The following is a 14,643-nucleotide window of genomic DNA, read 5'->3' on the forward strand; positions in this document are numbered from 1 at the left end:
CCCGCCCAGCGTTATACCCTGGGTGTGCTCGTGGACCGGTTGCTGGCGTGAAGATCTCCAACGAGTTGAAGAAAAGGCTGGCCGAAACCCTCTTCAAAATCAAGGACCTTCACGATTCAGAGGTACGACAGTTCCACATCGACTATCTCCAGTCGAGTCTCGAACGCCCTCTGACCATCAGGTCGCACGCCTCCCCGCGGTGGGCCATCCGATTCCTGCTCGAGGCGTGTTGCGAGGATCGCGAGACCCTCGACGCCCTGCTCGCGATCGTCAAGGAACTCAACCCGGAACACTCCGCCGTCGCCGAGATCGACGCGTTGATCGAGGAATTGGACCCGCTGGTCCTGACTCCGGACGAACGGCACGCGCTGGCTCCCCTGATCGCCGCGGTCGAGTTGACGCTGCTGCGCGACACGTTCCACGACCGGATCGGAACCCCACCCACGGGAAAGCCCGTCGACTGGCACGACACGGTGACCGTCATCAAACGGGCAGAGGCCTCGGTCGCCTCCCGAGGCGGATTGTCGCCGCTGCTGGCCTGGATCGACCGACTCGCCCACGGCGCGAACAACTCACACCTTGCCGATGATCTTCACCGGTGGATCGTGCAGACCGCGTTGGCCGGCGGCCTGGAGTCCGTGGCCCTCAAACGCCTGTGCGCAACCCTCAGCCTTCATTTTGGGGAACCCCCACCGGGCATGATTTTGAGCGAGTCACAGTATTTTGGGACAATTCTTGATAACACTATCAACGTAGAAGTTGAGAGTGCAGCTCCGCCGCTGGGGGACGAAGTGAACCGCACGACCGTGATCACGTCCACCCAGACCGTCGAGAGCCCGGATCCGATCCGGGGCGGGGTGCCGTCGCGCAATCTCGACTTCACCGGGCGCGACACCATGATCGCCGAGCTGCGCCAACAACTCGTCACCTACTCGAAGGCCGCCGTGGTTCCCCAGGCCCTTTTCGGCATGGGTGGAGTGGGAAAGACGCAGATCGCCACGGAGTACGTGTACCAACATGCCGAGTCCTACGACCTGGTGTGGTGGATCTCCGCTGAACAGTCCTCGATGATTCGAGCCTCATTGGCGATGCTGGGCGAACGGTTGGCCCTGCAGCCCAACGAGGACATGCATCTCACAGCCAAGGCCGTGCTCGACGCCCTGGCCACCTCGCCCCGCCGTTGGCTGCTGGTCTATGACAACGCCGACGAACACGCCGACATCCGCGAACTGCTGCCGTCCGCCGGTGGGCATGTCATCATCACCTCCCGCAACCGGGAGTGGGCCGACGTCTACAAGGGCATCGAGGTCACGGTCTTCGACCGTACCGAAAGCATCGAACTCGTCGGCAAGCGCAGCACCGGCATCACCCAGGACGAGGCCGACCTGCTCGCCGAACGCCTCGGCGACCTTCCCCTGGCTCTGGCCCAGGCCGCCGGCTGGCTGCGCAACACCGGAATGCCTGTCGGTCGGTACGTCGAACTCCTGGAGGCTCGCCTCGACGAGCTGATGCGCGAGAAGTCCTCGGACTACCCCACCACGATGTCGGCGATCCTCAGCGTGGCGCTGGAGAAGTTGCGGGCTGGCAGCGTGCCCGCAGCCGGTCAGTTGCTGGAGCTGTTCGCCTATCTGAGTCCGGATCCGATTTCGGCCGACTCGTTGCGTGCGGGACGTGGCGCGCACGTGACCGAGCCGCTCGCCTCCGCCCTCAACGACGAGATCGAGATGGGTCGGGCCATCCGCGAACTCGGCCACCACAGCCTCGCGCGTGTCGACCCGAACCGCCAGAGACTTCAGGTCCACCGCCTCGTGCAAATGGTCCTTCGCACCGAGCTTCGGGGCGACCGACAAGAAGCGGCCCTGGCCAACGTCCGCCGCATCCTCGCCGCCGCCAACCCCGGATACCCCGAGAAGAACCGGACCTGGGAAGCACACGCGGAGATCGGGCCGAACATCCAACCGGCCGACCTCATCGGTGCGCCCTGGAAGGACGCACGACAGGTCGTCCTCGACCAGATGCGCTACCTCTACATCACCGGCGACTACCGGGCCAGCCGGGAACTCGCCGAACGCGCGACCCAACGCTGGTCGGCCCCGGAATCCGAAGGCGGCCTCGGCAACGACCACATCCAGACCCTCCTGGCCAACCGCCACCTGGCCAACGCGCTACGCGAACTCGGCTTCCACGAACGGGCCGGCCAGATCCTCGAGGACACCTTCGACCGCCTCCGGCGCAGCCCCGAATACGGCGAGGACCATGAGCACACTGTCAGTGTCGGCCTGGGCGTGGGTGCCATCCTCCGCATCGAGGGCGATTTCCACACGGCGCTAGAGCGTGATGAGGAGAACCTCAGACGGGCGCGCCGGGTCTACCGGGACGAGAACAACGAATACGTCCTCAGTGCGAAGACCAATGTCTCGGCCGCCAAGCACGCACTCGGCGACTTCAAGGGCGCACATGAGATGGATGTCGAGGTGGTTCGTCTCAAACAGGAAACCATGGGGCGCAACGACTCCAGTACCTTGTGGTCCGTGAGCAAGTTGGCTCGTGACCTCTACCGCCTGGGTCAGTACGAAGAGGCGCTGAAGCTTCAGAGCGAAGCGCTACCCAAGCACCGCGCCGCGCTGGGGCCGAACCACAATCACGTCCTCATCGCGAACCGCACGGTAGTGATCTGCCTCCGTAAGACGGGGCGGTACGACGAGGCGGCCAGCAAGGCTCGGGAACTCCATCATGCCTATCATGCGCACTTCGGCCCCGACAACCAGAACACACTGGCAGCGACCATGAGCTACGCGAATGTCCTTCGGTCGGTGTCCCAGTTCGGGCGGGCACTCACTATGGCCAGGGAGGCGGTGGACGCCTACGCGAGGACATTCCATCCCCGGCACCCTTTGACCCTGATGGCGGCCGTCAACCTGGGGATCATCCTCCGGGCCACCGGCGACCGCCGGGCGGTACGGCAACGGGACGCCATGACCTACGACGTGATGCTCGAAGCGCTGGGTTCGGATAACCCGTTCACGCTGTGCGCCGCCAACAGTGTCGCGAACAACCTGGCGAACGATCACAAGCTGGACGCCGCGCGGGAACTCAGCACGACCACCTTGGAAGCCTCCATCCGGGTACGCGGACGCGTGCACCCGTACACGTTGGCGTGTCAGGTCAACGCCGCTCTGGACATGCAGGCGACCGGCGACACTGCGGCCGGTGAGCGGCTGCACTCCGACGCCGTGGCGAAACTGGCTGAGCTGCTTGGCCCGGATCACCCGGACACGGTGCAGGCGCGGCAGGAGCAACGGGTCGAGTGCGACATCGAGGCACCCTCGATCTGAGCCACTCACCGGAGCCACGGCGGCACCTCTGGATTCACGCGCCGCCAGCGGTCCCGGTTGGCACGCAACGCCTCCCGCGCCCGCCGGACGACGTCCGCCGGCAGGGGCGGATCGACGAGCCTGCCGAGTGCGGAGCGCATCCGGGCCACGAGCTCAGCACCCACCGCCGTCAGCAGCCCGCAGCCGTCCAGGGTGTCCATCGCGTCGGCGAGTTGTTCTCCGACATCGGCGAACTCCTGGATCACCGCATCGCCCACACCAGGTTTCGACCGGAGCTGGCCCAACACGTCGGCGACGCCGAGGAACGCGAACGCCCCCTGGAACAGCCCCTTGAGGGGTCGCGGGTCGCGGCGCCACGGGGAGAAGTAGAGCTCGGAACCTGCCGTCTCGTACAGCGGAACAATCCGGAGCAGGCTGTAGAGCTTCGAGTGTTGCAACTCATGGACGAGGGCCGAGGCGAGAGCAACCGCGTCGTCGGGGTGGGTGACCCCGAGTCCTCCGAACGCGTCGCGGCTGGTGGCGCTGAGCATCGGTCCGTCCGCGTACCGGGTCAGCGACACGATCGACGACACTCCCGCGGCCACCTCGTCGGCGCGCCACGGCACGTGCCGGACGAGAAGTTGCCAGGCCTCCTGGAACATCGCCTGCCACCGGGCGAACTCCGCCGGCCTGATCCGGCCCGACACCGCATGGCCGTGACAGGACCGGAACGGGTCCAGGTCGTCGAGGACCACGGTCAGCCGCCGGCCGTCGCAGTCCGCGCGCAGCCGGCGCAGCGGATACCACCGCCCGGTCTCCTCGTCCAGGTCCCGGGGCAGGGTCAGCTTGTCGTCGACCGTGGTCACGGTGACCGCCTCGCCGCGCACCGTGATCCGGGCCGGGCTGAACTCCGGCGCGTTGACGGCCGCCGCCCCGAGGTCCGGGAACGCCACGAGTCCGCCGCGCACGCTGGTCTCCACGTCGGCATCGAGACCGGCGCGGGTCGCGGCGACGGCGGCCAGTGCTCCGAGGTGGGCCAGGTCCGCGTGCACTTCGGCGGACATCGGCGTCTTCTCCCGCAGGTGCCGGGCGCACCCGGTCAGCCACGCCCCGGTCCAGGGCTGGGCGAGCAGGTGTCCCACGACGTCCGGCTCGACCCGGTCGGCCTCGACCAGGAGCTCGACCGCCGTCGGCGACACCCCCTGTTCGGAGGTGGCGAGGAAGCGGAACAGGAGCCGGTTGTCGCTGTGGGCGACGTCCCGGAGGGTGCCGATGACGTTGCCGGGGTTGCCGCCCGACGGCAGGGCCGCCAGCGCCTCGGGCGAGATCCGGTGCCGGGCGATCACCCGACGTCCCGACGGGCCAGGTCCGTCCCGAGTCTGTGGTGGACGTGACCGATGAGGCGCAGGAGGTCCGCGCAGTACACCGACGGGTTGTGGAAGCCGGTGCCCGGCCGATAGCGGTGTGCGTAGTGGCCGGCGCCGCAGATCAGGTGGATCGGGCAGGCCAGGCACTCCTGGCACAGCGCGGCCAGCCCGATCTGGCGGGCGATCACCCCGGGGTGGCGGAGTGCCGCGTCCAGCGGGTCGGTCAGGACCGACAGGCCGGTGGCGGCGGCTCCCGGGTAGGCGGACTTGAGGGAGTCGACCTGCTCGATCGCGCCGTCGGTCTCGATCACGACCATGTTCGCGGGGCTGAGGCCGACCTGTTCGGAGCGGCTGTCCATGCCCAGTACCAGATGGATGATCTCTTCGAAGAAACGCACCCCGGCCTCCTTGACCGGCGCGTCATACCACCGGTCGAACACCCGGACCAGCCATTCCCCGTAGGGCGCGCCGGCCGGTGGCGGGGAGGTCCAGTTCGCGTGGGGCAGCAGGAAGTCGACGGCGGGCGGGGCGGACTCCAGCAGCGCCTCGTAGCAGGCGACCGGGTCTGCGTCCAGGTCGATCGTGCACAGCACGCCGGTGAACCACGGCCGGTAGCGGGACGACGCGAGCAGGTCCAGGGCCCGGCGCACCTCCGCGGAGCTGCCCCTGCCGTCGACGTGCCGGCGACGGCGGTCGTTGTCGGGGTCCGGCCCGTCCAGGCTCACCCCGACCCGGATCCCGGCGTCGGTCAGGGCGCACAGAGCCGGCTCCGTGAGCAGGACGCCGTTGGTCTGCACGGAGATCCCGAGCCGGGTGTCGGGCGGCACCGCCCGGCGTAGGGCCGCGGCGAGCCCCGTGAGATGGGCGGTGCCCGCCAGCAGGGGCTCGCCGCCGTGCAGGACGACCGTCGCCGCGGGCAACCGGTGGGTGGTGACGTGTTCGGCCACCCGCCGGACGGCCGCGGTCCACACCGGCGTCGACATCATCGCCGGGCGGTCCCGCCAGGACTGGTCTGCCATCGTGTACACATAGCAGTAGTCACAGGCCAGATTGCAGTGCTGGTGCACCTTCAGCACAAACTCACCGAACGGGGTGGGCCGCCAGCCCGGTGGCGGCGCACGGTCACCGGTGTCAGCCGCCGGCCCGCTCATCGCTGATAGCTCGAGAAGCCAGCGCTGACGTCCATCGGACTGTCCAACTCCCGGAGCACCCGACGCAACGCGCCTGCCAGCACTGTGTCCCCGACGGCCAGCAGCTCGGTCAGGGGCAGCTTCGTCACGTCTATCAGGACCTCGTCCTGGTCAGCCAGGACGACCTCGTCGCCGGTGGTGTCACGCATCCGCTGGCCTCCTACTAGAAGACAGGGCAGCCCAGGACTGTGCGCGGGTCGCACCGCCCACGACGCGCGACCCAAGGGCGTAGGGGTCAGAGAACGGGCCCTCTCCCGATAGGCCCGGCGGACAGATCCTGAGTCATGCCCGTCTATGTACGATACTGCGGCGACGGATACTTTCCCAGAGGGGAACAGTCACCCTCCGCGATCATGGGCCCCGTGACGACCCCGTGACCGGCGGCATGGACTGTCGGAAACGCGCGAAAGTCCGGCCGGCGGGCTGCCGGGTCCGCGTGCCGGCCACGACCCGCTCGACTACGCTGCGTGGCACGTACCGGGGGCGCGAGGGGGCAGTGCGGATGGACGTGCGGTTCGGAATCCTGGGACCTGTCGAGGTGTCCGTCGCGGGGCAGGTCCTGCCCACGATGGCGCCGCGCCACCGGGCCGTGCTGTCCTATCTGGTGCTGCACGCCGGTGAGGTCGTCTCCACCGACCGGCTGATCGACGCGATCTGGGGCAATGATCCGCCGGAGACGTGCCGGGGTCAGATCCAGGTGTCGATCTCCGCGATCCGCAAGCGGCTGTCCGCCGCCGGCGCCACGGACGTCGTGCGGACCCGGTCCGCCGGGTACGTGATCCCCCGCCAGCACCAGATCGACGCCGCGCTGTTCGCCGACCGGGCGTCGGACGCCACCGGACCCGACCAGCTACGGGAGGCCCTGGCCCTGTGGCGGGGGCCGGCGCTGGCCGACGTGCGGGCCGGCTACGTCGACGCCGCCCGGGTCCGGTGGGACGAGCTGCGGCTGGCGGCGTTCGAGCGGCTGGCGGAACTCGAGCTGGAACGGGGCCGGCACGCCGAGATGGTCGACGAGCTGTCCCGGCTGCTCGACGCGCATCCGTTGCGGGAGAGGCTGATCGAGCTGCGGATGCTCGCGTTGTACCGCGCGGGCCAGCGCCAGGCGGCCCTGTCAGCCTTCGCCGGGGCCCGGCGGCGGTTGATCGAGGAGACCGGGCTGGACCCGCGCCCCGAACTCGTCGCCCTCCACGACCGGATGCTGGCCGCGGACCCGACCCTCGACCGCACGGGCCCCGCGCGCCCCGTCCCCGCCCAGCTCCCGGCCACCGGCAGCGACTTCACCGGCCGGGCCGACGAACTCCGCGCCCTGGACCTGCTGCTCCCGGAGCACGGCGCCGGCGACCCGGTGGTGATCTCCGCGATCGACGGCCGGGGCGGCGTGGGCAAGACCGCGCTCGCCGTGCACTGGGCCCACCGGGTCCGTGACCTGTTCCCCGACGGGCAGCTGTACGTCAACCTGCACGGCTACTCGACCGTCCCGGCCGTGCGGCCCGTGGACGTCCTGGCCCGGTTCCTGCGCGCCCTCGGCACGGCCCCCGACCAGATCCCGGCCGGGCTGGAGGAGGCGTCCGCGCTGTACCGGAGCCTGCTCGCCGACGCCCGGGTGCTCGTACTGCTGGACAACGCCCACCACGCCGACCAGGTGCGCCCGCTGCTGCCCGGCGGCGCGGGCAGTCTCGCCCTGGTCACGAGCCGGGACCGGCTCACCAGCCTGACCGCCCTCGACGGCGCCCGGCGGCTCGCGCTGGACGTGCTGTCCCCGGCGGAGGGTCTGGCGCTGCTCGGCCGGATCATCGGCGCACACCGGGTGGCCGCCGAGCCGGGACCCGCCGCCGAACTGGTCGCGCTGTGCGGGCACCTGCCGCTGGCGGTCCGGATCGCCGCGGCGCACCTCGCCGACCAGCCCGACCGGGCGCTCGCCGCCCACAACGCGTCGCTGCGGCACGGCGACCGGCTGACCGGGCTCGAGATCCCCGGCGAGGACCGCGCGTCCATCCGGGCCGTGTTCAGCTGGTCGTACACGGCACTGGAACCGGGGGCGGCGCGGCTGTTCCGGCTGCTCGGGCTCGTCCCGGGGCCTGACTTCACCGTCGCGGCCGTCGCGGCTCTCGCCGGCCTCGCCGCCGCGGACGCCGCCCGGCTCCTCGACCGGCTCGTCGCGGCGCACCTGGTCGACGAGCTGGCGGACGGCCGGTACACGTTGCATGATCTGGTCCGGATCTTCGCCGCCGAACGCGCGCACGCTGAGGAGCCCGCCGCGGCACGCGACACGGCGACCGAACACCTCCACGACTGGTACGTGCGGATCGCCGACCACGCCGGCAACCGCCTCTACCCGCAGGCGCGCCGCCTCCCGGTGCCGCACCCCGCCGGGGAGGCCGACAACCCGTTCCCGGACAACGCCGCCGCCCTGGCCGCGCTGGACGCGGAACTCCCCAACCTGATCGCGGCGACCCGGCGCGGCCCCGACCGGGCGGTCTGGCGGATCACCGACGCGCTGCGCGGCTACATCTGGCTGCGCAAGTCCGCCGCCGACTGGGTCTCCGTGGCCACCACGGCCGTCACCGCCGCCGACCGCTCCGGCGACACCCTGGCCCGGGCCGCAGCCCAGTTCGCCCTCGGCGTGGCCCTCGCCGCGGCCTCCGACCCGACCACCGCCCACGGCCACTTCGCCCGGGCCGCGCGGCTCAGCGCCCGGTGCGGCTGGCGGGACGGGCAGATCGCCGCCCTGTCGAGCTGCGGGGCGACGTCCGTCGAGGCGGGCCAGCTGGGCCGGGGAGCCGACCACTACCGGGAGGTGCTGGCCCTGGAGGACCCTGCCCGGCTCACCGGTGACCTGCTCGCCAACGTCGGTTCGCTGTTCAACCACCTGGGGCGGCTCGACGAGGCCGCCGACCTGCTCCGGGCCGGCGCGGTCCCCGACCGCCCCGGCGACGGGCCCGGCGCCCTGGCGGCCTGCACGATCGTGCTCGGCATCACCACCTACCGCAGGGGCCGCTACGACGAGGCCGGCGACCTGTTCACCGACGGCCTGGCCCTGGCGGAGAAGCTCGGCTACGCCTCACTGGAGGTGACGGCGCTGACGTTCCTCAGCCAGATCAGCGCCGACCGGGGCGAGTGGGCCGCGGCACTCCGCGACGCGGAGAAGGCACTTGCGCTGGTGCGCCGGGGGGCGCTGCGGCACCAGGTGTCCTCGGTGCTCGCCGCCCTGGGCGCCGTCCACCACCACCTGGGCGACCACGACCTGGCGCTCGAGCACTACGCCGCGGCGATGGACAGCGCGACGGACGTGTCGAGCCGGCTCGGCCAGGCCGGCGCGCACCTGGGCCTCGCCGCCGTGCACACCGCCCTCGGGCAGGGCGGGCGCGCGGTCGAGCACGGCCGACGGGCCCTGGAACTCACCGAACCCGAGGGGTACCGGTTCCTGATCGCCGGCGCGCACACGACCCTCGCCTGCGCGCACCTGGCCCTCGGGGACCGCGTCGCCGCCCTCGCCCACGCGACCTCGGCGCTGGAGATCGCCGAGGAGGTCGGGCACCCGCTGGGGGCGGCCCGCGCGCACCTCATCCTGTCCGAACTGGACGGCGGCGACCACCGGGCCGCCGCACACGCCATCCTGCGCCCGCTGCGGATCCCCGACACCGTGGCCGTCTAGTGTCGGGCGCCCCCGGACCGGGGGCGCCCTCCGTGCACTACGGCATCGTCAGGCCCGGGGCCAGCGCGATCGCCTTCAACTGCTCCATCGTCAGCGGCGGCGTCGCCCGGGTCGCGTCGAACTCGGTCTTCGCCCCCTGGTGGTCCTTCAACCGGTCCCAGCTGACGTTGATCGCCCACGCGGTGACCACGCCGCCGCCGGGGCGGACCACGAGCACCTCGTACTCCTTGCCGTTGTTGGCCCAGTGCAGGCCGTCGCCGGCGGGGTCGTCGTACGTCATGGCCAGCACGCTCTCCCCGTTCGGCCCGGTGGACTCGACGCACCCCTTCCGGTACCGGTAGTCGCCGTATCCGCCCACCTCCGAGCACCGGGTCGGGGCGTCATCGCCCCGTTCGAGGACCACCAGCACCCCGCCCGGCCCGGCCGCGTCCGTCAGGTCACCGGACGCCGACGCGTCCTTCGTGCCGCCGGTCATGAACGCGAGCGAGCCGTAGTTCGGGCCCTTCATCGACGTGCCGGTGATCTGCATGCCCGGTGCCGCCTGGGCTACCGCCGCCTTCAGGATGACGGTCAACTGGTCCGCCTGCGCCTGGTTCATCGGCGTGCCGGTCGGCGGCGGCTGGGTCGGATACGTGTCGCCGGGACCCCGGGACATCACGGGCTCCTTGGGGCTCCAGGCCGGCCTCGGTGTCGGGCTCGCCGCGGAGGTTGGCGTCGGCTGGGCCGCGAACACCCCCGGCCGGGCCGGCGCCGGGCGGCCGTCGGCCCACACCCCGACCCCGACCGTCCCCGCGAGGACGGCGACGGCGAGCCCGCCGGCCGCCCCCCACGTGCGCAGCCTCTGGCCGCGCCGGCCCCGGACGATCAGCGCCTCGAGGTCCACCGCTGCCGGCGGCGGGGTGCCGATGGCCTCGTCGAACTGTTCCTGGTACACGACAATGCTCCTCAGTGGTTTTCGAGCCGGCTGACCAGTGGACGCAGTGCGTCGAGCCCCCTCGAGGTCTGGCTCTTCACCGTGCCCTCCGAACAGCCCAGCAGCTCAGCGGTCTGCGAGACCGACATCCCGCAGTAGAACCGGAGCACGAGGACGGCCCTTCTCCTCGGCGGCTGGTCCCCGAGCAGTTCCAGCAGGGTGACGTCGCCACTCGGCTGCGCGTCGGTCACCGGGGTCTCCGGCAACTCCTCGACGGCCTCCTCGCGACGCCACGGCCTGCGCTGCTCGTCGATCCAGGCGTTGAGCATGATCCGCCGGACATACCCGTCCAGCCCTTCCACGCGCTCGGCCCGCCGCCAGTGCCGGTACAGCTTCAGCAGCGTGATCGACACCAGGTCGTCAGCGGTATGCCAGTCACGGCACAGCAGATACGCCACGCGGCGCAGCGTGTCCATCCTGGCCACGACGTACTCTCGGTACGCCGCCTCCTCCGAACGCCTCATCCAGGTCCCTCCGTCGGCTCCTACCAGTGGAACGGAACCCGCCGGTTTTCGGTTGCCTGGGCACGAAGAAGGGGGCGACCTCGGCCGCCCCCTTCGAAATATGTCCTATTTGGCGTTAAAGTAGTTCGCCTCCGGGTGGAACGTGATCAGTGCGTCCGTCGACTGCTCCGGCACCAGCTGGAACTCCTCCGACAACTCCACCCCGATCCGGTCGGCCCCCAGCAGCTCCACGATCTTCGACCGGTCCTCCAGGTCCGGACACGCCGGATACCCGAACGCGTACCGGCAGCCCTGGTAGTCCACGTTGAACAGCCCGTCCAGCGACCCCGGGTCGGCCTCGGCCACCGAACGCCCCCCGGGCAGGGTCACCTCGGACCGGATCCGCCGGTGCCAGTACTCCGCCAGGGACTCCGTGAGCTGCACCGACAGGCCGTGCACCTCCAGGTAGTCGCGGTAGGCGTTGCCTGCGAACAGCTTGTTCGCGTACTCGCTGACCGGGTTGCCCACCGTCACCAGCTGGAACGCCACCACGTCCAGCTCGCCGGAGTCCTTCGGCCGGTAGAAGTCCGCCAGGCACAGCCGCCGGTCCCTGCGCTGCCGGGGGAACGTGAACCGGGCCCGCTCGCTGTGCCCGTTCTCGTCGAGCACCACGAGGGTGTTGTCCTCCGAGTACGCCGGGAAGTAGCCGTACACCACCGCCGACTCGAGGACCTGGTCGGCGGTGAGCCGGTCCAGCCAGTACCGCAGCCGGGGACGGCCCTCGGTCTCCACCAGCTCCTCGTAGGAGGGACCCTCGCCGCCGCGCGCGGCCTTCAGGCCCCACTGGCCGAGGAACGTGGCCCGCTCGTCCAGCAGCGCGGCGTAGTCGGCCAGCGGGATGCCCTTGACGACCCGGGAGCCGAAGAACGGCGGGGTGACCACCGGGGCGTCGGCGGCGACGTCGGAGCGGGTCGTGTCGTCCAGCGACGGCTCGGCCTCGCGGACGACCGCCCGGTGCCGTTCCCGGCGGGCCTTGCGCTCGGCCGTCTTGGCGATCTGCTCGGCCGACAGGACCGGCGCGCCGCCCCGCTTGGCGGTCATCACCCGGTCCATCAGGGACAGGCCCTCGAAGGCGTCGCGGGCGTAGTAGACCTCGCCGCCGTCGTACATGTCGCGCAGGTCGTCCTCGACGAACGACCGGGTCAGCGCCGCCCCGCCGAGCATCACCGGCCACCGCGACGCCATGCCGCGCTGCAGCATCTCCGCCAGGTTGTCCTTCATGATCACGGTGGACTTGACCAACAGGCCCGACATGCCGATGCAGTCCGCGTCGTGCTCGGCGGCGGCGTCGAGGATCGCGTTGATCGGCTGCTTGATGCCGATGTTGACGACCGTGTACCCGTTGTTCGACAGGATGATGTCGACCAGGTTCTTGCCGATGTCGTGCACGTCGCCCTTGACGGTGGCCAGCACGATCGTGCCCTTGTCGGTGGTGTCGGCCTTGTCCATGTGCGGTTCGAGGTAGGCCACGGCGGTCTTCATGACCTCCGCGGACTGGAGCACGAACGGCAGCTGCATCTGGCCGGAGCCGAACAGGTCGCCGACCGTCTTCATGCCCTCCAGCAGCGTGTCGTTGATGATCGCGATGGCGGTGCGGTCGACCAGGGCCGCGTCCAGGTCGACCTCCAGGCCGTTGCGCTCCCCGTCGATGATCCGGCGCTGGAGCCGCTCGTCCAGCGGGAGCGCCGCCAGCTCCTCGGCGCGCGAGGCCCGGGCGGAGGCCGCGTCGACCCCGTCGAACAGGTCCAGCAGCTTGGACAGCGGATCGTAGTCGACGCTGCCGTCGGCGTGGTAGGTCCGCTTGTCGTACACCAGGTCGAGGGCCACCGAGCGCTGCTCGTCCGGGATCTTCGACATCGGCAGGATCTTGCTGGCGTGCACGATGGCGCTGGTCAGGCCGGCCTCGACGCACTCGTGCAGGAACACCGAGTTCAGCACCTGGCGGGCCGCCGGGTTCAGGCCGAAGGACACGTTGGACAGGCCCAGGGTGAAGTTGATCCCCGGGTACATCGCCGTGATCCGCCGGATCGCCTCGATCGTCTCGATCGCGTCGCGCCGGGTCTCCTCCTGACCGGTGGACACCGGGAACACCAGGCAGTCGACCATGATATCCGATATACGCATTCCCCACTTGCCGGTCAGGTCCTCGATCAGGCGGGATGCAACTCGGACCTTCCACTCGGCGGTACGGGCCTGGCCCTCCTCGTCGATGGTCAGCGCCACGACGGCCGCGCCGTGCTCCTTCACCAGGTGCATCATCCGGGTGTACCTCGACTCCGGCCCCTCGCCGTCCTCGTAGTTCACCGAGTTGACGATGCACCGGCCGCCGAGCCGTTCCAGCCCGGCCTCCACGACGTTGGGCTCGGTGGAGTCGAGCATGATCGGCAGGGTGGACGCGGTGGCGAACCGGCCCGCCAGCTCGCCCATGTCCCCGGCCCCGTCCCGGCCGACGTAGTCGACGTTGAGGTCGAGCATGTGCGAACCGGACCGGATCTGCTCCCGGGCCGTCTCCACGCACTTCTGCCAGTCGCCGGCCAGCATCGCCTCGCGGAAGGCCTTCGAGCCGTTCGCGTTGGTCCGCTCGCCGACCATCAGCACGCCGGCGTCCTGCACGAACGGCACGTGGTGGTACAGCGACGACACGCCGGCGTCGGTCACCGGGTTCCGGACGGCCGGGGTGAGCCCGCGCACCGCGTCGGCGGTCTGCCGGATGTGCTCGGGGGTCGTGCCGCAGCACCCGCCGACCAGGCTCACGCCGTACTCGAGGACGAAACGCTTCAGGGCGTCGGCCAGCTCGGCCGGCCCGAGGGGGTAGACCGCGCCGCGCGGGCCCAGCTCCGGCAGGCCGGCGTTCGGCATCACCGACAGGCCGACCGTGGCGTGCTGGGACAGGTAGCGCAGGTGCTCGCTCATCTCGGCCGGGCCGGTCGCGCAGTTCAGCCCGATGTAGTCGATCCCGAGCGGCTCCAGGGCGGTCAGCGCCGCGCCGATCTCCGAGCCGAGCAGCATCGTGCCGGTGGTCTCCACCGTCACGTGACAGATCAACGCGACCCGCTGGCCGGTGGCGGCCATGGCCCGCTTCGCGCCGACGATCGCCGCCTTGGTCTGCAGCAGGTCCTGGCAGGTCTCCACGAGGATGCCGTCGACGCCGCCGCGGACCAGCCCCTCGCAACACTGCTGGTAGTAGTCGCGCAGCAGGGCGTACGGGGCGTGGCCGAGGGTCGGCAGCTTCGTACCGGGACCCACCGAGCCGAGCACGTAGCGCGGCCACTCGGGGGTCGAGAAACGGTCGGCGGACTCGCGCGCGATCCGGGCCCCGGACTCGGCCAGCTCGTAGGACCGGTCGACAATGCCGTATTCGCCGAGATTGCCGTAGTTCGCACCGAAGGTATTTGTCTCGACGCAGTCGGCGCCCGCGGCGAAATACGCGTCGTGGATCTCCCGGACCACCTCCGGACGGGTGACGTTCAGGATCTCGTTACAGCCCTCATGACCCTGGAAGTCTTCCAACGGGAGGTCGTATTCCTGCAGCATGGTGCCCATGGCCCCGTCACAGACGAGCACCCGGGAACCCAGAGCTGAGAGTAGAGATTCAGTCACCCGTTCAGGTTAGTGGAGCGGAATTGTTTCCGCCCTCACGG

Annotated in this window: 8 protein-coding genes; 2 read left to right on the forward strand and 6 right to left on the reverse strand. The window is 70.5% G+C overall.

Features of this window, described 5'->3' with window-relative positions:
- Positions 1-47: 47 nt before the first annotated feature.
- Complete coding sequence (gene fxsT, locus IW245_RS19385; protein ID WP_197004583.1) at positions 48-3,335, forward strand: FxSxx-COOH system tetratricopeptide repeat protein; 3,288 nt, start codon at positions 48-50, stop codon at positions 3,333-3,335.
- A gap of 5 nt (positions 3,336-3,340) precedes the next feature.
- Here the strand turns inward: fxsT and IW245_RS42265 are convergent, their stop codons facing one another.
- The 3 genes from IW245_RS42265 to fxsA all read right to left on the reverse strand — a co-directional run bounded on the left by IW245_RS42265 (position 3,341) and on the right by fxsA (position 6,020).
- Positions 3,341-4,660 (reverse strand): HEXXH motif domain-containing protein, encoded by a 1,320-nt coding sequence (locus IW245_RS42265; RefSeq protein WP_197004584.1) that lies wholly within the window; start codon positions 4,658-4,660, stop codon positions 3,341-3,343.
- Positions 4,657-5,757 carry an FxsB family cyclophane-forming radical SAM/SPASM peptide maturase gene (locus IW245_RS19395; protein WP_233473132.1) on the reverse strand — a complete coding sequence of 367 codons (1,101 nt, stop codon included), beginning with the start codon at positions 5,755-5,757 and terminating at the stop codon, positions 4,657-4,659. Before IW245_RS19395 ends, IW245_RS42265 begins: the two co-directional genes overlap by 4 nt.
- 71 nt (positions 5,758-5,828) lie before the next feature.
- Positions 5,829-6,020: an FxSxx-COOH cyclophane-containing RiPP peptide gene (gene fxsA / locus IW245_RS19400; RefSeq protein ID WP_197004586.1), complete on the reverse strand. Its 192-nt coding sequence runs from the start codon at positions 6,018-6,020 to the stop codon at positions 5,829-5,831.
- A 353-nt stretch (positions 6,021-6,373) separates the two neighbouring features.
- On the opposite strand from fxsA, the gene IW245_RS41710 reads away from it, so the two are divergent.
- A complete protein-coding gene (locus IW245_RS41710; RefSeq protein ID WP_197004587.1) occupies positions 6,374-9,526 on the forward strand; it encodes an AfsR/SARP family transcriptional regulator in 3,153 nt (1,050 codons plus the stop codon).
- A gap of 37 nt (positions 9,527-9,563) precedes the next feature.
- On the opposite strand, the gene IW245_RS19410 is transcribed toward IW245_RS41710, so the two are convergent.
- The 3 genes from IW245_RS19410 to metH form a co-directional block, all read right to left on the reverse strand.
- The gene (locus tag IW245_RS19410) at positions 9,564-10,460 is read right to left on the reverse strand and encodes a hypothetical protein (RefSeq protein WP_197004588.1); all 897 of its coding nucleotides are present in this window, start codon (positions 10,458-10,460) and stop codon (positions 9,564-9,566) included.
- 11 nt (positions 10,461-10,471) lie between these two features.
- Positions 10,472-10,963: a SigE family RNA polymerase sigma factor gene (locus IW245_RS19415; RefSeq protein ID WP_197004589.1), complete on the reverse strand. Its 492-nt coding sequence runs from the start codon at positions 10,961-10,963 to the stop codon at positions 10,472-10,474.
- 105 nt (positions 10,964-11,068) lie between these two features.
- Positions 11,069-14,602, reverse strand: a complete 3,534-nt coding sequence (gene metH / locus IW245_RS19420) for a methionine synthase (protein ID WP_197004590.1) — start codon at positions 14,600-14,602, stop codon at positions 11,069-11,071.
- Positions 14,603-14,643 lie beyond the last annotated feature (41 nt).

Source organism: Longispora fulva, from assembly GCF_015751905.1.
GTDB classification, from domain to species: Bacteria; Actinomycetota; Actinomycetes; order Mycobacteriales; family Micromonosporaceae; genus Longispora; species Longispora fulva.